Origin of the sequence: Flavobacterium pokkalii, assembly GCF_014596575.1 — a bacterium.
GTDB classification, from domain to species: domain Bacteria; phylum Bacteroidota; class Bacteroidia; order Flavobacteriales; family Flavobacteriaceae; genus Flavobacterium; species Flavobacterium pokkalii.
Genome location: NZ_NASZ01000003.1, coordinates 59,322 through 80,600 on the forward strand (window position 1 = coordinate 59,322; position 21,279 = coordinate 80,600).

The 21,279-nt window shown below is 35.5% G+C and carries 14 protein-coding genes and 1 tRNA gene; 10 read left to right on the forward strand and 5 right to left on the reverse strand.

The window, feature by feature from the left end; all coding sequences use genetic code 11:
- The first annotated feature begins 70 nt into the window (after positions 1–70).
- Positions 71–143 (forward strand) — tRNA-Phe (locus B6A10_RS03320).
- Positions 144–260: 117 nt separating this feature from the next.
- Here the strand turns inward: B6A10_RS03320 and B6A10_RS03325 are convergent.
- From B6A10_RS03325 to B6A10_RS03345, 5 genes are all read right to left on the reverse strand, one after another.
- The gene (locus B6A10_RS03325; protein ID WP_188219706.1) at positions 261–2,633 is read right to left on the reverse strand and encodes a glycoside hydrolase family 127 protein; all 2,373 of its coding nucleotides are present in this window, start codon (positions 2,631–2,633) and stop codon (positions 261–263) included.
- A 233-nt stretch (positions 2,634–2,866) separates the two neighbouring features.
- Positions 2,867–4,474 carry a RagB/SusD family nutrient uptake outer membrane protein gene (locus tag B6A10_RS03330; protein WP_188219707.1) on the reverse strand — a complete coding sequence of 536 codons (1,608 nt, stop codon included), beginning with the start codon at positions 4,472–4,474 and terminating at the stop codon, positions 2,867–2,869.
- A 4-nt stretch (positions 4,475–4,478) separates the two neighbouring features.
- Positions 4,479–7,844, reverse strand: coding sequence for a TonB-dependent receptor (locus B6A10_RS03335; RefSeq protein ID WP_188219708.1), 3,366 nt, complete (start codon positions 7,842–7,844; stop codon positions 4,479–4,481).
- 138 nt (positions 7,845–7,982) lie between these two features.
- Positions 7,983–9,098 (reverse strand): FecR family protein, encoded by a 1,116-nt coding sequence (locus B6A10_RS03340; RefSeq protein WP_188219709.1) that lies wholly within the window; start codon positions 9,096–9,098, stop codon positions 7,983–7,985.
- A gap of 72 nt (positions 9,099–9,170) precedes the next feature.
- The gene (locus tag B6A10_RS03345) at positions 9,171–9,779 is read right to left on the reverse strand and encodes an RNA polymerase sigma factor (protein WP_188219710.1); all 609 of its coding nucleotides are present in this window, start codon (positions 9,777–9,779) and stop codon (positions 9,171–9,173) included.
- A 351-nt stretch (positions 9,780–10,130) separates the two neighbouring features.
- Here B6A10_RS03345 and B6A10_RS03350 point away from each other — a divergent pair, with 351 nt between their 5' ends.
- The 9 genes from B6A10_RS03350 to B6A10_RS03390 all read left to right on the forward strand — a co-directional run bounded on the left by B6A10_RS03350 (position 10,131) and on the right by B6A10_RS03390 (position 21,210).
- Positions 10,131–10,550 carry an IS1 family transposase gene (locus tag B6A10_RS03350; RefSeq protein WP_188219711.1) on the forward strand — a complete coding sequence of 140 codons (420 nt, stop codon included), beginning with the start codon at positions 10,131–10,133 and terminating at the stop codon, positions 10,548–10,550.
- 134 nt (positions 10,551–10,684) lie between these two features.
- Positions 10,685–11,245, forward strand: a complete 561-nt coding sequence (locus B6A10_RS03355; protein WP_055094494.1) for an acetate uptake transporter — start codon at positions 10,685–10,687, stop codon at positions 11,243–11,245.
- A 247-nt stretch (positions 11,246–11,492) separates the two neighbouring features.
- Positions 11,493–14,195 (forward strand): ATP-binding protein, encoded by a 2,703-nt coding sequence (locus tag B6A10_RS03360; protein ID WP_188219712.1) that lies wholly within the window; start codon positions 11,493–11,495, stop codon positions 14,193–14,195.
- Complete coding sequence (locus B6A10_RS03365) at positions 14,192–14,554, forward strand: response regulator transcription factor (RefSeq protein ID WP_188219713.1); 363 nt, start codon at positions 14,192–14,194, stop codon at positions 14,552–14,554. The genes B6A10_RS03360 and B6A10_RS03365 overlap by 4 nt, the downstream gene beginning before the upstream one ends.
- A 24-nt stretch (positions 14,555–14,578) precedes the next feature.
- Positions 14,579–16,486 carry an acetate--CoA ligase gene (gene acs, locus B6A10_RS03370; RefSeq protein WP_188219714.1) on the forward strand — a complete coding sequence of 636 codons (1,908 nt, stop codon included), beginning with the start codon at positions 14,579–14,581 and terminating at the stop codon, positions 16,484–16,486.
- Positions 16,487–16,644: 158 nt separating this feature from the next.
- The gene (locus tag B6A10_RS03375) at positions 16,645–18,450 is read left to right on the forward strand and encodes a glycoside hydrolase family 13 protein (protein ID WP_188219715.1); all 1,806 of its coding nucleotides are present in this window, start codon (positions 16,645–16,647) and stop codon (positions 18,448–18,450) included.
- Positions 18,451–18,493: 43 nt separating this feature from the next.
- Positions 18,494–19,171 carry a glycerophosphodiester phosphodiesterase gene (locus tag B6A10_RS03380; RefSeq protein WP_188219716.1) on the forward strand — a complete coding sequence of 226 codons (678 nt, stop codon included), beginning with the start codon at positions 18,494–18,496 and terminating at the stop codon, positions 19,169–19,171.
- Positions 19,168–20,376, forward strand: coding sequence for a BaiN/RdsA family NAD(P)/FAD-dependent oxidoreductase (locus B6A10_RS03385; RefSeq protein WP_188219717.1), 1,209 nt, complete (start codon positions 19,168–19,170; stop codon positions 20,374–20,376). The genes B6A10_RS03380 and B6A10_RS03385 overlap by 4 nt, the downstream gene beginning before the upstream one ends.
- A gap of 90 nt (positions 20,377–20,466) precedes the next feature.
- A complete protein-coding gene (locus tag B6A10_RS03390; protein ID WP_188219718.1) occupies positions 20,467–21,210 on the forward strand; it encodes a hypothetical protein in 744 nt (247 codons plus the stop codon).
- The last annotated feature ends 69 nt before the right edge of the window (positions 21,211–21,279 follow it).

Consider the following 21,279-nt stretch of genomic DNA (forward strand, 5'->3'; position numbering starts at 1 on the left):
AATAGATTTTTTCTTAAAATTGTTTTGCATATATTAAAAATGGTTCTATATTTGCACCCGCAACAAGCACGGTACCTTAGCTCAGATGGTAGAGCAATGGACTGAAAATCCATGTGTCCCTGGTTCGATCCCTGGAGGTACCACAAAACCCGAATTCTTTGAGTTCGGGTTTTTTGTTTTATAAATTTTTGAAAAAATTGAACTTCTAAAAACAAAAAAACCTCCCGTTTCCAGGAGGTTTCTTTAACTACAATTTAAAACTATTTCATCAAACGCACTTCGTAAATACCCGTAATGGACGAATTAGATTTCGCCTGAAATTTTACTTCCAGCAATTTTGAATTCGATTTTAAAACCTCAGCAGGAATTGCAATTATCTTATCAATAAACTGATTCCCTTCTTTTCCATCCATTGCTATCGAAGCAACCAAAACAGAATTTAAATAAACATCAAAATTCCTGTTCTTATCCGAACCAAGATAAGTGATTCTTAAATTGCGCGCTTCCTGTTTTGGGTTTTTCAATTCGTAACTAAAAAATCCGGTTCCATTTCTATAATGACGCTCTTTATAAATACCCGTATCGGTTTTTTCACCCTTAAAATTATGATCATTCTCCGGTTGCTGTTCCCCGGCAGTAATCATATCGACAGTCTGGGCTTCCAATTGCATTTTAGCCACTTCTCTTTCTTTTATTGCTGCCTGTAATTCCGGTAATTTTTCTTTTGTGGTATAAGGCCAATATAACATATATCGGGCATCGTGAATTTGGAAAAAAGGAACTAATTTTAAATTTTTAAACTGATCCTGATACGTAATATCCGAAACCGAAAAACTAAACGGCTGGTTTTTTATTTCTTTCAATGATTGCGCTAAATCATTTTTATTTGAAACTAACATTGGTGCTTCTTCAATTGGATAAAGAGGTCCGCTGGCTATATGTCCCATTCGGCTGCCGTCGGCTATTAAACCTTTTAAATCCGCGGTATCGGTTACGGCTGCTAAAACAATTGGTCCATGCACAAAGGAAACCCAGGCTGATTGATCCGGTAATTGTTCTGCGGAATTATGCATAGGCAACTGTATCGAAATCACATCTCCCGATTTCCATTTTCGATTAATCGAAACATACGAATTCGCATCTTTCTCAATCGCTACTTCCTTTCCATTGACTTTAATTTTTAATGCTCCGTTAGTTACCCAGGAAGGGTATCTGAATTTAACAGCAAACTTTTGTGCTTTTTTCAAATCCAAAGTAAAAACAGATTGTTCTTCAAAAGGAAACTTGGTATTTTGTATCACTTTCAAACCTTTTTCTTTCCATTCTAGGGTAGAAGGAATAAAAAGATTCACATACAAATCGCTTGCATCGTGAGCATAAATCATTTCGCCATATTTTCCGTGATTTTCCAATCCGGAACCTACACAACACCAAAAAGATTCCTGCGGTTCAGAATACACACGGTAATGACGCGGACGAATAGGTGTAAAATACACAAATCCGCCATCCGGATGCTGCGATGATAAAATATGATTGTAAGTGGTACGCTCGTAATAATCCATGTACTTTGCCTGCGGATGTGCCAGAAACAAATGCTTACTCAACTTGAGCATATTGTAGCTGTTACAGGTTTCCGGACCTTCCCGGGATTCTAACATGGACGAGAAATCATTGGTAGGGTTAAAATGCTCTCTTACACTATTCCCTCCAATAGAAATTGTTCGGTTTTCGACTACGGTATTCCAAAAAAAGTTGGCTGCATCCGCCCATTTCGCATCACCACCTGCTTCGGCAACCCGCATGAAACCAATTACTTTAGGAATTTGCGTATTGGCATGCATTCCGTTCAACTTATCCTCATCCTTTAATAAGGGATCTAAAATAACCTTATGTGAAAATTTTTCAGCTAAAACCAAATATTTTTTGTCTCCTGTAAAATCGGCTACGTCAGCCAACACTTCGTTCATTCCGCCATGTTCGCTTTTTAGCATCGTCTGGATTTGTTCATCAGACAAATTCGCCGTCAATTTCAAACACCAATCTGATAAATGAATCAGCATTTTTTTAGCTTTTTCATTCCCTGTCAAGCGATAAGCATCGTCCAATCCGGCAAAAATTTTGTGAATATTATACCAAGGCACCCATTTTCCATTCAACGAAAAACCACCCGCATCAATTTTGCCTTTAGCAATATCAGCCCATAAAGCTTTGCTTCCCGGCACACCTCCAATGTAACCATCTCCATTTTTTATCTGGCACTTTTCCAGCCAGTCCAACATATAATCGAGACGATCTTTTATTTGTGGATTTCCCGTTGCAGCATACATCTCCGACAAAGCCGACACATAATGTCCGCCAATATGCCCATCGAGCCCTGTATTTTCCCAGTTGCCGTAATTGTCTTTTAAAGACGTAATCCCTGCCTCTTTTAAATACGGTGCCAATAATCGGTCGACATCAAGTTCTAAAATATATTTCATATCGGTTTGTTGTGCCTTTTGAAAAGGACTTTCTAACAAACGAACCGAGGACAATGGAAAACTTTGCAATTGCCCTTGTTGCCCATAAGCAGCAACACTTAAAGTAACTAAAACAACCGACCACAGATTGTTTTTCGTTTTTTTTAATATCATAATTTTTGGTTTAGGTTAATTTTAAGAAAAACAAATACTCCCTTAGCTATTTTTCAAATTCCGATTATACAATTAAATCTTAACTCCTTATCAAAAAAACAAAAAGCCTGAATTAACAAATGTAAAAAAAACATTTATTAATTCAAGCTTTACAAAAAAATAAAATGCTTGTGCCCATGCCTTCTAAAAGAATACATGAGCACAAAAACACTCTAACCAAAAAAGAAACTATTTTAATATCCAGGATTCTGAGGATATTCTCCACTATCCAGCGATATAACTGCCAAAGGAATAGGACGTAAAATTTTCAATTGCCCACCAACACCTACAAACGGATTTGTCCCTCCATCAAAAAGAGCTTTAATATCCGGATTTCTCACCTTAGTATAATCAACCAATTTTCCTGTACGCTTTAGATCCAACCATCTGAAACCTTCACCAGCCAATTCTCTAGCTCTTTCATCTAAAATAAAATCAAGAGTAACATTAGCTACAATAGAAGCCCCAGCTCTCTGTCTAACGGTATTCACACGAGCAACAGCGTTAACCGGATTATTAGATTGCAAATAAGCTTCAGCAGCAATTAAATAAGTTTCACCTAATCTGGCCAAATAAATATCATGTGTATATTGCACTGAAGGAGTAGCTGTTTGAACTCTGTCAAATTTCTTCAAAGCAGGATAATCTACCTGATTCAATCCATCCCACCAATGCGCACCAATAGGCGAAATAATAGTATTTATTCTATTTACCGGATCAGCTGCTCTCCAGGCTGGTACTGCTGCAATCTGCGTCGCAGTTCTTGGATAATAGTATTCAACAGGTGTAGTTGTCGGGTTCAAAATATAACCACTATAAGGAGCCGTTTTTATATTTAAAAAAGTTCCCTCAAAACGTGTATCATTATCTTCAAATAAAGTAAACAAATACTCTGTTGGATGTAAAGCATTTTTCTTCACAACTCCATCATTAGCTCCTTGAACTAAAGGCCCCCAAGGATAATCCCAATTATGAGAAATCTCTCCGGACAAAGACTTATTATACTGAACTGACCATAAAATTTCCTCATTTTTATCATTCTTATATTTAAACAAATCTCCAAATGGCAAATTAAGCCCTTGTCCATTTATTGCTGTATCCGCCAAAGAAGCTGCCATCTCAAAATCTTCGGTTCCATTTCCATAAGTTTCATAAGCTCTTGTCAAATATACTTTTGCCAAAATGTGTTGTGCAGCGCGTTTAGTAACTCTTCCAAAATTAGTTTGAGCAGGTGGCAATATTGCTATAGCTTCATTCAATTGATCAATAATAAACTGATAAACTTCACTAGCTGGTTTTCTCTCAAAATGTGTAATTGGTTCATTTACTAAATTTTCAACAATAGAAACGTCACCAAATTGCTGAACCAGCATAAAATAATAATAAGCTCTCAAAGTTTTAACCTCAGCAATTCTGCTCTCCAATTCAGGAAAATCCTCTGTTTTATCAGCATGATACAAAGCTAAATTGGTAATTTGAATACTTTGATACAAGCTTCTGAACAATCTTTCAACATTAGACTCTCCAGGAGTCAAAGTTTGATAAGAAGCTAATCCCAGAGGCACTTCAGCATGAGCAGCGAAAAACAAATCAGTACCTGCACAAAAAACATAAGGTGTTGGTTCATAAACATCACGTAAAGTAGCATAGGTAGCATTTACCAAACCTTCATAACCATTTTTTGTTCCATAAAAATTTTCTGCCGTTGTATTTCCTAAATTCTCTTCATCTAAATACCCTGAACAACTTATAATAGATAACCCTAAGAGGATTGCATATATTTTTGATTTTATACTTTTCATAATCTTAAAATTTAATATTTACACCCAGTTGATAAATAGCATAACCTGTATTACTAGCATCAACACCTGACATATCTGCTCCTGCCCATTCCGGGTCAAAACCATCGTATTTAGTAAATGTAAATGGATTTAAAGCATTCACATACAAACGTATGCTAGCCAAACCTATTTTTGACAACAACTCCTGATTAAAATTATAACCCAATGTTATATTTTGAATACGTACAAAAGAAGCATCTTTACTAAATCCAGGGTACCCATAAGCATCAGCATCCTCTCCCCAATATTGTCCCATATAAGAAGCCTGAGGATAGGTATTCGATTTTCGGGCTGGTGTAATAGGGTTTTCCCTTACATAGTAAGGCACATCTAAAATCACCTTACTATTAAAATCGGTAAATTCTTTATGAAACGGACTGTACTGAAAAACGCCTTGTTTTGTAAATACTGTAGCCGAAAGATCCCAATTTTTATAAGTAAAGGTTGTTGAAAAAGTCCCTATCCAATCTGGATTTGGCGACCCTAACACTTTCATGTCATGATCAATATCAATTTTACCATCTCCATTTAAATCTTTCACTTTAGCCGTTCCTTCTAATGCCTGCTGGTCTGCAGGAGCTAATTCGTCTTTTTGCCAAATTCCATCAAAAACCATTGAGTAAACTACATTTACAGGTTGACCAATAAACCATCTGTTAGGCACATCATCTTCTTTTTTACCGTACAAATCAACAATCTTATTTTTGTTAGATGAGAAAATAAAACTAGTCTCCCACTTAAAATCCCCTTTGTCGATATTTACCGTTTTCAACTGAACTTCAACCCCTTTATTACTAATCGAAGCTACATTATCAAACATAGAAGTCCAACCTGTTGGCACAGCCAGCTTTCTATTCAAAATAGTTCCTTTTGACAATCGATCGTAAAGGTTAATTTCTCCTGTTATTCTGTTACCAAAAAAACCAAAATCAGCACCAAAATTCCATTCTCTTGTACGCTCCCAAGTCAAATTAGTATTAGCTAATTCACTTGGCACAAATCCATTTGCTGTAGTGCCATCCCAATCATAATACTTTTGTTTGTTTAATGACGACTGTGTTGCATATGCCCCTATTGGCCCATAACCTCCTGTATAACCATAACTTAAACGTAATTTTAAATTATCGATTTGAGAAACATCTTTTAAGAAGTTTTCCTCATTCATATTCCAAGCGGCAGCTCCCGAAGGAAAGGAAGCCCATTTATTGCCTTCTGCTAATCTTGAAGCACCATCCCATCTTATCGTTCCGGTTAACAAATACTTTCCTTTATAAGAATAATTTACACGATTTGTATAAGACAAAATAGTACTCTTGCTATATCCTGTTTCAGCATCACGTTGTGGTGCACTTTGAACGTTATAAAAGGAAGAGTTGAAAGGAACATCCCTACCATATGAAAAAGAACGTTCCATACGGTCAAAAGTAGCCGACTGAACAAAATCATAAGAAATATTATGATCTCCAAATTCCTTAGTAAAATTCACCTGATTATCCCATACATAAGAAAGTCTGTTATTTGTCCAGAATCGGGCAATAGAAATAGACCTTGTAGCAAAGCGGTCTTTATACTCTCCATCTCTTTGCATCCTTGCATTTGGAGAGAAAGTAGATTTAAAAGTCAAACTTTTTACAGGATTGAATTTTAAATAAAAATTAGAAATAATATTAAACTGCTCCACATTCCACCCAGACTTACCATCTGCAAAGGTGTATGGACTTACATTACTAGATATTCCTAACATTGGAGACTGAATCACACTTCCATCAGCATTAAACGAAGGAGCAAATGTTGGCATTCTAAACAATTGTTGTGTATAGCCTTGTCTTGAAACCAATTCCTGCTCTGAAAATGCTAAATTAATATTGGTACCAATTGAAAATTTATCATTTACCTTAGCATCTACACTCGCTTTAAAGTTGTATTTTTTATACCACTGCCCTACAGCATTTCCGTTATCTCCTTGATAACCAAACCCTACTACATAATTAACCATATCTGAACCGCCATTTGCAGAAATAAAATGATTTTGTTGTGTACTATTTTTCAAAAATGCATCCAACCAGTTTGTTCCGTTTCTCTCAGCTAAATTTTTTGCCCAATAATTTTCTCCATTAACTAAAACATTTGGAAATCCGTATGTTGGTGAATCAACAATTGGCACACCCTGAACCAAATCTCGGGCTACCTGTCTGTCTTTTTGCCATAAAACACTCTCATCATAACTGTTTAAAAAATCCGGCATGTTAACTACTTTTCTAACTCCTACATAACCTGAATAAATAATAGATGGCTTTCTGTTTTTAACACTTTCCCCCGATTTAGTAGTTACAATCACTACACCATTAGATCCTCGGGAACCATAAATAGCTGTTGAAGAAGCGTCTTTCAAAATATCAATTTGCTGAATATCCTGAGGATTTAAAAAATCGATACTCTCTGTAACAATCCCATCAACCACAAATAATGGTTGCTGGCCAGCAAAAGAATTAATTCCACGAATATTAATATCAAAACCAGCTCCTACTGAACCCGTTTTTTGAGAAATATTCACCCCGGCAGCGTTAGCCTGTAAAGCCTGCATTGGACTTGTGGCTCCAACTTTATTAATATCTTTATTCCCTATCGAAACAATAGAACCTGTAATATCTTTTTTCTTTACAGTACCATACCCTACAACCACTACCTCATTTAATGTTTGTGAAGATTCTTTTAATGTAATTTTAAAATCTGTTATAGTTCCAATAGGCACTTCTACCGTATTATAACCAATAAAAGAAGCCACTAAAACTCTAGCGGCATCATCCACTCTAATACTAAATTTCCCATCAAAATCGGCAGAAGCACTATTAGTAGTTCCTTTTACTAATATACTGGCACCCGGTAAAGAAAGCCCATTTTCATCAAGTACCACCCCAGTTAATACTTTTTGCTGTTGTGCTACGACTACATTTTCTGTGACTTTTGAATTTATCTTTTGCAAGACAATTTGATTACTCACCAGTGTATAGGTAATATTAAGTGGTTTTAATATTCTGGAAAGTACAGCCGACAACACTTCATTATTTGCTTCAACACTTACTTTTTGATCAAAAGAAACCATTCTGGAATTATACGAAAACTTAACATCGGCTGTTTTTGATAATTCTGTCAAAGCCTTATTTAAATTCACATCATTTATAGAAATAGTCACTTTAGTGTCTAATTTCCCCTGCCCATTTAAGCTATTTGCAAAAGTAACAGTCGAAAAAATTAGCGCCAGTACAAATTGATACAATGTCATCTTCATGAGTCGGATTAGTAATCGTTGTTTAACTACGGTTTTTTTCATAATTTTGGTCTGTTTTGATTAATACTATTTTGAGGGTATTTAAGAAACATTTCAAACCCACTTTGCAGAGTGAGAATGAAGCTTCAGGCGTCGATTATGTTGCAGCATAACGACGCTTTTTTTTAATTTCATAGGCAATTAATTACATCCTTTTGTGGATATGGTTATTTGGTTTCCATTCATTGTATAAGTTGTATTATTTCCAATACACTTACAAATAATTTTTAATTTTTCAGGTAATGGCTGATCACTCAAAGAAGTTGTTAAATGACAATTTTCTAATTTTTTTACCGGAAAATCAACCTCAACGGAATAAGCCTGCTCAATAGTTTTAAAGATCTGACTTACAGGAATATCGGTAAATTCAAAACTTAACTGTTCAATACTTCGCACCGAATTACTTATTGATTTTTCGGTGGTTATATCGGTAATTTTATCAAAAGTTCGCTCCTTACGCATAAAACGCAAAGCCTGATTAGGCAATAACACAATTTCTTTTTGACTAGTTTTATCAACATTTTTTTCCGAATTTACTTTTACTTTTCCTGTTCGGACTAACACTTCTACATCTGATTGATTTGCATAAGCCTTAATTCTAAAACTAGTTCCCACCACCTTAGTTACAATCTCATTAGCATGTACAAAAAAAGGCTTTTTGGGATTTTTGCTAATTTCAAAAAAAGCTTCTCCGGACAAATACACCTTTCTTTCGTTTCCGGTAAAAACTTTAGGATAACTCAATTTACTCTTAGGCTGTAACAACACCGAACTTCCATCAGAAAGAGTCACAATCTGAGGCCTGTTAGAATTATTAATTTGTTCCAACAAACCATCTTCATCAAGACCTTTTACAATTTGACTGTAATCATAATACAATTGCTCTGCAGTAAAATACTTTGTATAAGCATAAAAAGAAAGCAACCCAATAACAAAAATGGCAGCTATTTTTCTGAACCAGCCCGTATGCCATAATTGGATAAGTTGAATTTCCATTTTACTTTCCCGTTCTCTTTTCTCAATTTTCATCCAGGCATTTTGCAAAGCAACATCTACCTCTTCCTGAGACAAATCATCATTTGGCACTTTCATAGCAAGCAACCACAAACGGGCTTCTTCTACCAATTTGGCTCTTTTGGGATGTTCTAAGGTCCATTCTTCCCAACCATCAACATCTTTTTTAGAACGCATCCACAATCGGAATGACTCATCTTCCAAAAAATCTTCTATTTCTCTATATTGACTACGTTTTTTCATTTTCTTAAAAAATTACAACTATCTTAATAAAGGACAATTATCTTATTACATACTCACCAACAAATCCTTTATTCAAATCCAATTGGCCAATAAAATCATTATTAAAGCCAAATTTCCTTTCCATTCTTTTCGAATATTAATCAAAGCACGATGCAATAAATTACTAGCCGATTGATAATTAACATTCAAAATTCCCGCTATTTGATCAACACTCAATCCATGATGATACCTTAAATACAAAGCTTCTTTTTGTCTGGCCGACAAATCATTCAATAATTTATTTAAATGCTTCACTTTTCCCGCTGTCAATTCATCAGAAATCAACTGCTGCTCTACCGAAAAATCAAATAAAAAAGTCACTGAATCCATAGAAGTCGATTTATTAAAAATACGATCACGTTGCTGCAAACGAACTATTCGTTTCCGAACACTCGACAACAAATATGCTTTTACAACTACCGAATCACTCAGACTATGACGATATACCCATATATCCGTAAAAACATCCTGAACACAATCCTGTACTTTTTCAGCAAATGGCAAAAACGAATTCCCATACTGAATTAAATAACCATAATATTTTTTAAAGAGTATCGAAAAAGCCTTTTCATCTCCCGCCTTCAATTGACTCCACAACTCATTATCCTCCTGAACCAGCTTTTGTAAAGTTTGATTTTCCAAATTCGTTTTTTTAATTCATTAATTTATTCTCTTGCAAATTTCATCATCTGTGATGTATTATAAAGAAGAGTTACTACCTAAGCAGCAACTCTTTTTACGAAACACAACTAATATGACTAACCAAAATCACATTTTTAAAAAGAACTCTTTTATACATAAAGGACAAGTTTTTTATTATATACTCATTAAATTATAATTTTTTTTTAATAAAATTAAAAAATACCAAATATCCATTTCGTAACACATAAAAAAACGGCGATTTTCCAAAAACAAATTCAAAAAAAAGCATAAAAAAACAAGTCTCAAAAAACTTATTTGCTAAATTAGTATATTTATGCAAAAATTATATACATGGAATCCATCAGCTGTCCCAAATGCCAAGGCAATAAAATTGTAAAAAGCGGCATTATCAACGAAAAACAAAGGTATTTATGCAAAAACTGCAACTACTTTTTTACCGTAGCTAAAATTGGAAAAAAAATAGACGACTACTATGTTACCAAAGCTTTACAGCTATACCTTGAAGGATTAAGCTATCGGGAAATCGAACGTATTATTGGCGTTTCCCATGTAAGTATCAGTAACTGGATCAAATCCTTTAACATAAAAAAACCAGCCAACACCAATTACCACCCAACTTACAAAATTCTAAACCATTTAGAATTAATAGAATACATCCGGGTTAAAGACACCCTTTCGGGAGCCGGAATGATTATAACCGAATTAGGAGACAAATTCATGGTCATTAAATGGGAACGTTTTAAAAAATAACTATAGCATTAACACATATATATATCCTATTTTTTTTTATTAACAAAAAAACTGAATTTGGTATTCTATTTAAAAAACCATTAATTGAATATTAATTTTTAAAACCAAAATCAACCTTAACATTTTAACCCCTTATGGAACAAATTTTTAAAGACACGACAGCTAATCCGGCACCGCTGGGCCTTTTTGGATTCGGAATGACTACTATGTTATTAAACATTCACAATGCCGGATTCTTCGAACTCAATTCGATGATTATGGGAATGGGAATCTTTTTTGGAGGAACTCAACAAGTGATTGCCGGAATTATGGAGTGGAAAAAAGGCAATGGTTTTGCTATGGCTGCATTTACCTCTTATGGCTTTTTCTGGATTTCACTCGTAACACTATGGCTGCTTCCTTTAATTGGAGTAACTAAACCGGACGGCGCTTCTATGGGATGCTATTTAGGAATTTGGGGATTATTCACTCTGGCTTTTTTCATTGGCACATTGAACGGAAATACCATTGGAAAATTGATATTTGGGTCATTAGTGATTCTTTTTGGATTGCTATCGGCAGCCAGTTTTACAGGAAGCGAAAGTATTCATACTTTGGCAGGTTACGAAGGAATTTTATGCGGATTTTTTGCCTTTTATGAAGCTGCCGCAATTGTTATCAATGAAAAATTAGGCAAACAAGTTTTACCTTTATAATACAATGATGAAAAAATACACAATAGCTGATTCTTAAAGGCTATTGTGTATCATATTTAAATGAAAAAGAGACACGAACAGAAACTAATTATTCTGTCAATGCTGATGATTTTAGCATTGAACATTCCTCTTATTCTCTTATTTGACAGTTCCAAACCATTATTTGGCTTCCCGATTATCTACATTTACTTTTTTTCGGTCTGGCTATTTTCAATTGGTATAACCTACTTAATTATCAAAAAATATTATGAGTAGTTTAGGGCTGTTGTTTATTTTAGTCGTCTATGTGGTCATTCTGTTTTACATTGCCCACTGGTCAGAAAAAAGAAGCCATTCTAAATGGACGAACAATCCCTACATCTACTCTTTTTCTTTAGCCGTTTATTGTACCGCCTGGACCTATTACGGAAGTATCGGAATGGCAGCTAAATCCGGATTGGATTATTTACCCATTTATTTAGGGCCAATAATCATCATCCCGACCTGGATTATTATTCTTAAAAGAATTATTCGAATAACGCGAATTAACAAAATAACCAGCATTGCTGATTTTATTTCGCTTCGCTATGGCAACAGCCGCTCACTGGGAGCACTGGTAACATTAATCTCAATTTTCGGGATTGTACCTTATATTGCTCTACAGTTAAAAGCCATTTCTGACACTTACCATATTGTCACTAAAACCCAACCGCATTCTGATATTTTTACCGATAACACCACTTATATTTGTATTGCTCTGGCTTTATTTGCTTCTTATTACGGCAATAAATATGTAGATGCTTCCGAAAAAAGACGCGGAATTGTAACCGCAATTGCTATAGAATCAATTTTAAAACTCGTTTTCTTTTCTATCATCGGGATTTATGTTACCTATTTTGTTTTTGACGGTTTTGATGATATTTATACCAAAGCTTCCGTCTTGGAAGACTTTAATCAAAAAAACACCATTGGGTCTTTAAGCAACGGAATCAACTGGTTCTTTTTGTGCCTTATTTCTATGTTTGCCATTTTTATTTTACCAAGACAATTTCACACTGCCATCGTAGAAAACAATCAGGAAAAACACATCCGAACAGCCATTTGGCTCTTTCCGCTTTATTTATTACTGTTTAATGTTTTTGTTTTCCCAATAGCCTGGGGAGGCAACATTCTTTTTGGGTCGCAAGGACTGAATTCGGACACTTATTCCCTATTAATTCCGCAGCATTTCAATAATAACTTCCTGACTGTTATTGTATTTCTGGGTGGATTTTCGGCTGCGATTTCTATGATTATCGTTTCATCAATCGCACTGGCCACTATGCTAAGTAATAACCTTTTAATTCCGTATGGTTTTATTGGTTCTCTAAAAAATATTTCTCCTGAAAAAAATACCAAAAGAATTGTTCTCAGCAGAAAAATTGGAATCTTTTCGCTCATTATTTTAGCTTACATTATTTATCGCGTTTTTATTTTAGATTACACTTTGGTCTCCATCGGATTACTTTCGTTTGTTATCATCGCCCAATTAGCACCCTCATTTTTTGGTGCTTTATTTTGGAAACGCGGTTCTAAAAAAGGCGCTATGACCGGAATTATTCTCGGATTCTTAGTTTGCTTCTACACATTATTAGTTCCTTATGCTATTGGCACCACAAAATCAGCCAGTACTTTTGTGCAGGAAGGTCCCTGGGGAATGGAATTATTAAAGCCTTTTCAGCTTTTCGGATTGGATTATTTGGATCCAATTCCGCAGGCGGTTTTTTGGAGTTTATTAGTCAATGTTTTGAGTTATTTAGCTATTTCTGTTAGTTTCAGCGGTAATTACAGAGAACGAAATTATGCCGAAATGTTTGTGGATATTGACAAATACATCACCAATCATGAAAATGCTTATGTATGGAAAGGAACCGCTAACATCTCTGATATTACAAAAATCCTGGAACGCTTTTTAGGAACTGAAAGAACCCAACGTGCGCTTACTATTTTTAACCTCAAATACAATATTGACAAAAACAACAATATTGCCGATGCCCGTTTTATCAAATTTGCCGAAAATTTACTCACAGGACATATCGGAACGGCTTCTGCCAAAATTGTAATTTCCAGCGTAGCCAAAGAAGACAAAATCAGTTTGCCGGAAGTACTGCGAATTTTGGAAGAATCCAAAGAAAATATTATCATCAATAAAATGCTGGTTGAAAATTCGAACGAATTAAAAACCTTATCCGAAAAACTACAAAGAGCCAATCAGGAACTCATTAACAAAGACATTCAAAAAGACGAATTTCTGGATACCGTAACCCATGAATTACGAACTCCGATTACAGCCATTAGAGCCGCAACCGAAATTTTGCACGATGATGAAAACATTCCGACCGAAGTGCGTCAAAAATTCCTCCAAAACATCATTACTGAATCAGACCGACTGAATCGTTTGATTGACAAAATATTAGATTTAGAAAAATTTGAAACCGGAAAACAAAAAATTTATCTGTCTAAAAATAACATTTGTCAAACGATTAACAACACTTTAGAATCTTTACAACAATTAATCGTTAACAAAAAAATCAAGGTAGATTTTGAGGCAAAAGCCTTTGAAATAAAAGCCATTTATGATGAAGAACGTATTATTCAGGTGTTAAATAATTTATTTTCAAATGCTATCAAATTTAGTTCTGAAACTGAAGGGAAAATAAAAATTACCATTACAGAAAACCATGATTTTACGGCGGTGAGCATTCATAACAACGGTAAAGCAATCAATCCGGAAGACTTGGAAGCTATTTTTGATAAATTTTATCAGGCCAGAAATCAAAATATCAAAAAACCAATTGGAAGCGGCTTAGGATTAGCCATTTGCAAAAAAATAATAGAACATCATAAAGGAAAGATTTGGGCCGAAAGCAACGAAAGTGCCGGAACAACCATTACCTTTACATTACCCAATTACAATACTAGTGAAACATGAAAAAAATACTAATTGTAGATGACGAACCTAACATTGTCATGTCGCTGGAATACACCTTCAAAAAAAATAATTTTGAAGTCTTTATTGCCCGCGATGGACAGGAAGCGCTGGATACTTTAGAGCATCAGCATCCTGACCTCATCATTCTTGATGTGATGATGCCAATGGTTGACGGTTACAGCACTTTGGAACAAATTAAACAAAACCCGGAACTGGAAAACTGTAAAGTCATTTTTCTTTCGGCAAAAAACAAAGAACAGGATATTGAAAAAGGGCTTTCATTGGGCGCCAATCTCTATATTACCAAACCCTTTTCAATAAAAAAACTGGTTGAACAAGTACAGAATTTATTAAACTAACAAAAACTATATAAACACAAAATCATGAGTCGTTACAAAATAAGCAATTTTGAAGAGTACTTTAAAGAATACAAAAAATCAATAAAAGACCCTAAAAAATTCTGGGATAAGATTGCATCCGAAAACTTTACCTGGTACCAGGAATGGGACAAAGTTGTCGATTTCAACATGGCCGACGCCCAAATTAAATGGTTTGTTGATGCTAAAGTAAACATCACTAAAAACTGTATTGATCGTCATTTGGCTAAAAAAGGAGATAAAACAGCCATCATTTTCGAACCTAACAATCCGGACGAAGCAACACAATCCTTTACTTACAATGAATTACACCAACAAGTAAGCAAAATGGCCAATGTACTGTTAAGTGAGGGCATTCAAAAAGGGGACCGCGTATGTATTTACCTGCCTATGATTCCCGAGCTAGCAATTACCACATTAGCCTGCGCCCGAATTGGAGCTATTCACTCGGTTGTTTTTGCCGGTTTTTCTGCCTCAGCACTTGCGGCCCGAATTAACGACAGCGAATGTAAAATGGTCGTTACTTCTGACGGAGCTTACCGTGGTAATAAAACCATCGACTTAAAAGGCATTGTGGACGAAGCATTAACCAACTGCCCTTCGGTAGCAAAAACATTAGTAGTAAAAAGAACCAATGCTGATATCCAAATGAAAGAAGGTCGTGACCAATGGTTAGCCCCACTTTTCGATCAGGCTTCAGACAACAATACTGCCGAAATTATGGATGCCGAAGATCCATTGTTTATTCTATATACTTCCGGTTCAACGGGAAAACCAAAAGGAATGGTACACACCACAGCAGGTTACATGGTTTACACCGCTTATACTTTCCAAAATGTATTTAATTACGAAGAAAATGACATCTTTTGGTGTACAGCCGATATTGGTTGGATTACTGGGCACTCCTACATTCTATACGGACCTCTGTTAAACGGAGCAACTACTGTGATTTTTGAAGGTGTTCCTTCTTATCCGGATTTCAGTCGTTTTTGGCAAATTATCGAAAAACACAAAGTAAACCAATTCTATACAGCACCAACAGCCATTAGAGCTTTGGCTAAAGAAAGTTTAGATTATGTCCAAAAATATCCGCTAAGTTCTTTAAAAGTTATCGGATCGGTAGGAGAACCAATCAACGAGGAAGCCTGGCACTGGTACAACGACCACGTAGGAGGCAAACGTTGTCCGGTTGTAGATACCTGGTGGCAAACAGAAACCGGAGGGATTTTGATTTCTCCAATTCCATTTATCACACCAACGAAACCAACTTATGCCACCCTTCCATTACCGGGAATTCAGGCAGTTTTAATGGATGAAAAACGCAACGAAATCGAAGACAATCAAGTAGTAGGAAGCTTGTGTATTAAATATCCTTGGCCTGGAATTGCCAGAACTATCTGGGGAGACCACCAACGTTATAAAGACACTTACTTCTCTACTTTCCCGGGAAAATATTTCAGTGGTGACGGTGCTTTACGTGACGAAGTAGGTTACTACCGTATTACCGGACGTGTGGATGATGTCATTATTGTATCCGGACATAACTTAGGAACAGCACCTATCGAAGATGCCATCAATGAGCATCCTGCAGTTGCTGAAAGTGCCATCGTAGGTTTCCCTCACGATATTAAAGGAAATGCCTTGTATGGTTTTGTGATCCTAAAAGAAACAGGAGAGAAACGAGACAAAACAAACCTTGCAAAAGAAATCAATCAGCACATTTCGGAACACATTGGGCCTATTGCCAAATTAGACAAAATCCAGTTTGTTGCCGGTTTACCCAAAACCCGTTCCGGAAAGATTATGAGACGTATTCTTCGCAAAATTGCCGAAGGAGATTTTTCTAATTTCGGAGACACAACCACCCTTTTAAATCCGGAAATTGTTGAAGAAATTAAAGAGGGACGTCTTTAAAAATCAATAACTAAAACCTAAAGCTGCTCGTGATCGGGCAGCTTTTTTTGTTTTAAAAAAAGCTTCTCCAAATAATAACACGGTAAAAAAAATATTTTTAGTAAATTCGTTTACAACAATACCATTATTTGGGAAACAACCAAGAATCAGGTCGGATTATGAAAACAGCCTCCAAAAACCTTATCCAGAGAATCGAACCTCCTTTTTGGTTTTCCGATATGCACAATCCGGAACTTCAAATTCTTTTTTATGGTAAAAATATCTCGCAATGTCAAATTACGATTGAAAACAGTTCAGCTATAACCAACGTAAAACGAACTGACAACCCCAATTTTATTTTTGTAACAATTAACACCAGAATAATACAAAACAAAATATTTGAATTCATTTTTAAGCTCAAAAACAAAATTGTATTCATTCAAAAATATGAATTAAAAGAGCGAAGGAAAAACTCCGCAACACGCAAAAGTTTTGATGCTTCAGATGTAATTTACCTCCTCATGCCGGATCGGTTTGCTAACGGTAACGACAACAACCAAAACGATAGTCATTTAAACGAAAAATACAATCGGGAACTCCCCGGAGGACGACATGGCGGAGATATCGAAGGAATCATTCAACATTTAGACTACATTCAATCCCTAGGAGCAACGGCTATTTGGTGTACACCACTTTGCGAAGACAACGAAAAAGAATTCTCCTATCACAGTTATGCCCAATCAGATGTTTATAAAATAGACCCCCGCTTTGGAACTAATGAAGATTACCTTCGTCTAGCCGAAGAAATACATCGCCGGGGTTTAAAATTAATCATGGATTATGTTACCAATCACTGGGGACTGGAACACTGGATGGTTAAAGATTCACCCACTCCGGACTGGATTCACCGCTTTGAAAACTACACCCAAACCAACCATAAACGCAGCACTATCAGCGACATCAACGCCGCTGAAATTGACCGTTTCGTTTGTCTTAACGGCTGGTTTGTGCCCACCATGCCCGACCTCAATATTAGCAATCCGTTAGTCTTTACTTACCTTTGTCAAAATGCCATCTGGTGGATTGAATATGCGAATCTGGACGGTTTTAGAGTGGACACTTACAATTATTCCGAACCCGAATATATAGCCCAATGGACCAAAGCAATTACCGACGAATATCCAAATTTCAATCTGGTGGGCGAAATTACCATGCGTAATCAGGGACTGCTTTCCTATTGGCAAAAAGACAGTCCTATTGGAAAAATCCAAAATTACAATTCCAATTTACCTTCGGTCATGGATTTTGCACTTTCAGACGCCTTGCAAATTGTTTTTAACGAAGATGATGATAGCTGGGATCAGGGAATTACCAAAATTTATGATTTGTTATCCAAAGATTTTTTATTTCCAAATGTCAATAATTTATTAATTTTTGGCGAAAACCACGACAGCAAACGACTGAATCAGATTTACAATAACGATATTCGAAAATACAAATTAGCCATGACCATGCTGGCTACTTTACGCGGCATTCCGCAACTCTATTACGGCTCCGAAATTGGCATGGCCGGCGATCAAAACTTAGGCGATGCCGATATTCGCAGGGATTTCCCCGGAGGGTCGAAAGGAGACGAAAACAATGCTTTTAATCCGGAAACACGAACCGAATGTCAAAATGCATATTTTAATTTTACTTCCAAATTATTCCACTGGCGTAAAACAAATCAAGCAGTTCATTTTGGAAAAACCACCCATTACATTCCGGAGAATAATATTTATGTTTACTTTAGGCACAACAGCAACCAAACCGTCATGGTTATCATTAATAATCATCCCGAAAATCAAGAATTTGACACAAAACGATTTGAAGAAAATATAAAAAATTTCACCGTCGGAAAAGAAGTTCTAAATCATCTCACTTTCAAATTATCAGCTCCTATTTCCATTGAAGGAAAATCGGCTTTGATTTTAGAATTAGAATAAACCTTAATTCCCCTATTTATTATCTTTGCAAAAAACACAATTTATGTTCAAAATAGGTCATCGTGGTGCTAAAGGTTACGAACCCGAAAACACCTTGAGAAGTTTTCAAAAAGCTATTGATTTACATGTTGACCGAATCGAACTGGATGTCCATCTAAGTTCCGACAAAGAAATCATCGTCATTCACGATGAGACAGTTGACAGAGTTACAAACAAAACAGGATTGATAAAAGAATTAACTCTCCCCCAAATAAAACGATTACGAATTGAAAAAAAATATCAAATTCCAACTTTGACACAGGTCTTAAACCTTATCAATCAAAGATGTGAAGTTAATATTGAAATAAAATCTTTTGAAGCCACTAAAAAAGTAGTGACACTGATTGAAAAATATATTGAAGAAAAAAAATGGAATTACAGTCAATTTATCATTTCCAGTTTTGATTGGAATGCTTTGCGAGAAGTCCATTTTTTGAATCAGAATATCCGTATTGGGGTATTAACAGAAAGCGATTTAGATTTGGCTTTTTCTTTTGCTCAAAGCATTCATGCCAAATCCATTCATCCTTATTTTCACTTACTGACTGCCGAAACTACACAAAAAATGCAGCAAGCCGGCTTTGAAGTATATCCCTGGACGGTAAATGAACCGGAAGATATACAACAAATGAAATCTTTTAACGTAAACGGAATTATCTCTGATTTTCCAGACAGAATATGACACAAAACTTTGATATAATTATTGTAGGCGGCGGTGCAGCAGGTTTTTTTACAGCCATCAATATTGCCGAAAAAAATCCGAAATTAAAAATAGCGATTTTGGAACGCGCTGCCGATGTTTTGCAAAAAGTGCGCATTTCGGGCGGTGGTCGCTGCAATGTAACCCATGCCTGTTTTGAACCGAATGAATTAGTCAAATTTTACCCTCGGGGCGAAAAAGAATTACGCGGTCCTTTTCATCAGTTTTGTTCCGGAGACACCATTGAATGGTTTGAAAAACACGGGGTTGAACTCAAAATTGAAGAAGACGGCAGAATGTTTCCGGTTTCCAATGCATCCCAAACCATCATTGATTGTTTCCTCAAAGCGACTCAAAAACCGGGTATTCAGGTACTTACCGGACAAAGCGTTCAATCTATTTTTAAAAAAGATTCTATTTGGAAAATTGATACCCGAAACCAACAATTCATTTGCGAAAAATTGGTTTTGGCCACAGGCAGTAACCCAAAAATTTGGGATATGCTGCAACAACAAGGTCATGCAATTATAGCTCCGGTTCCTTCACTATTTACTTTTAACATCAAAGATAGCCGCATCAAGGAATTACCGGGCGTTTCTGCACAGGTTTCGGTAAAAGTAAAAGATAGCAAATTAGCATCAACAGGCCCTTTATTAATAACGCATTGGGGTATGAGTGGCCCGGCTATTTTAAAACTTTCGGCTTGGGGCGCTCGAATTTTACATGATAAAAATTATCAGTTTACAATTTATATCAATTGGTTGAACGATGTAGACACCGAAGAAGCCGAACAACTTTTGAAAGATTTAAAACAAGATCAAGCAAAGAAAATGGTTTCTAAAAAATCACCTTTTGAACTAACCAATAGACTTTGGGAAAGTTTAGTATTGTCTTCTGGAATTTCATCAGAAACCAAATGGGCTGATTTGTCTAAAATCCAAATTCAAAATTTATCCAAACAACTTACCAATGCAAGTTTTCAGGTTAATGGGAAAAGCACTTTCAAAGAAGAATTTGTTACTGCGGGCGGAATCGATTTAAAAGAAATCAACTTTAAAACCATGGAAAGTAAAATTCACGAAAACCTCTATTTTGCTGGAGAAATTATGAATATCGACGCTATAACCGGAGGTTTCAACTTTCAAAATGCCTGGACGAGTGGTTTTATAGTGGCTAATGCAATTTAATCAGATTTAGCATTATTAACATAAATTTACAGTCAAGACCGCTTTATTTTGGCACAAATCCAGTAACTTGTACTTACAAATCTAATTCTCATGAAATCAAAATTGTTCTTACTTCTGTTTGCCTGTTTAAGTCAGTTTACGTTTGCACAAACGCATAAATTACTTCGGGGAAAAGTAATGTCGGATCATTTTGTATTAGAAAATGTAGATGTGATTAATAAAAACACTGAAATGGTTACCAAAACCAATGAAAAGGGAGAATTCATTCTGGCTGCAAGTGTAAATGACAGTATTTTATTTTACGATAAGGATTACCATTTGAAAGGTATCAAATTGAGTTTGGAAGATTTAGAAGCTAACAATATGATTGTTACTATTGATCAAAAACCGGAAGAATTAAAAGAAATTGTGATTCGGAAAGTAAGCGTTGATTGGGAATTTGACAAAAAGTGGGAACAACTCAAAAGAGACGAAGTAGCGGTTTACAGACAGTCCAATCAATTAAAAAATCCCGGTGTAAATGACGGAACTATTACTAACGGAATGGATTTTGTAAAAATTGGAAAATTACTTTTTGGCGACAAACTGAAACGAAAAAAGAATGCGGTTGCCAATGTTGAATTTAAAAATGTCGCTGCCAATAATTTTGACGAAAAATTCTTTACCGAAACCCTGCAACTCAAAAAAGAAGAAATTGACGCTTTCTTAACTTTCTGCGATTTTGATCCGGAATCAAAAAAAATTTTAGAAGACAAAAATTCCAATTCGCTTGTATTAATGGATTATTTGTACCAAAAAAGCCTGGAATATAAAAAGGCAAATACTATTGAATAATTCCATATCAGAAACCAAACTCAAAATAAAATTAACAAGATTTTACATATTTACTAAGTTTTCATTAAG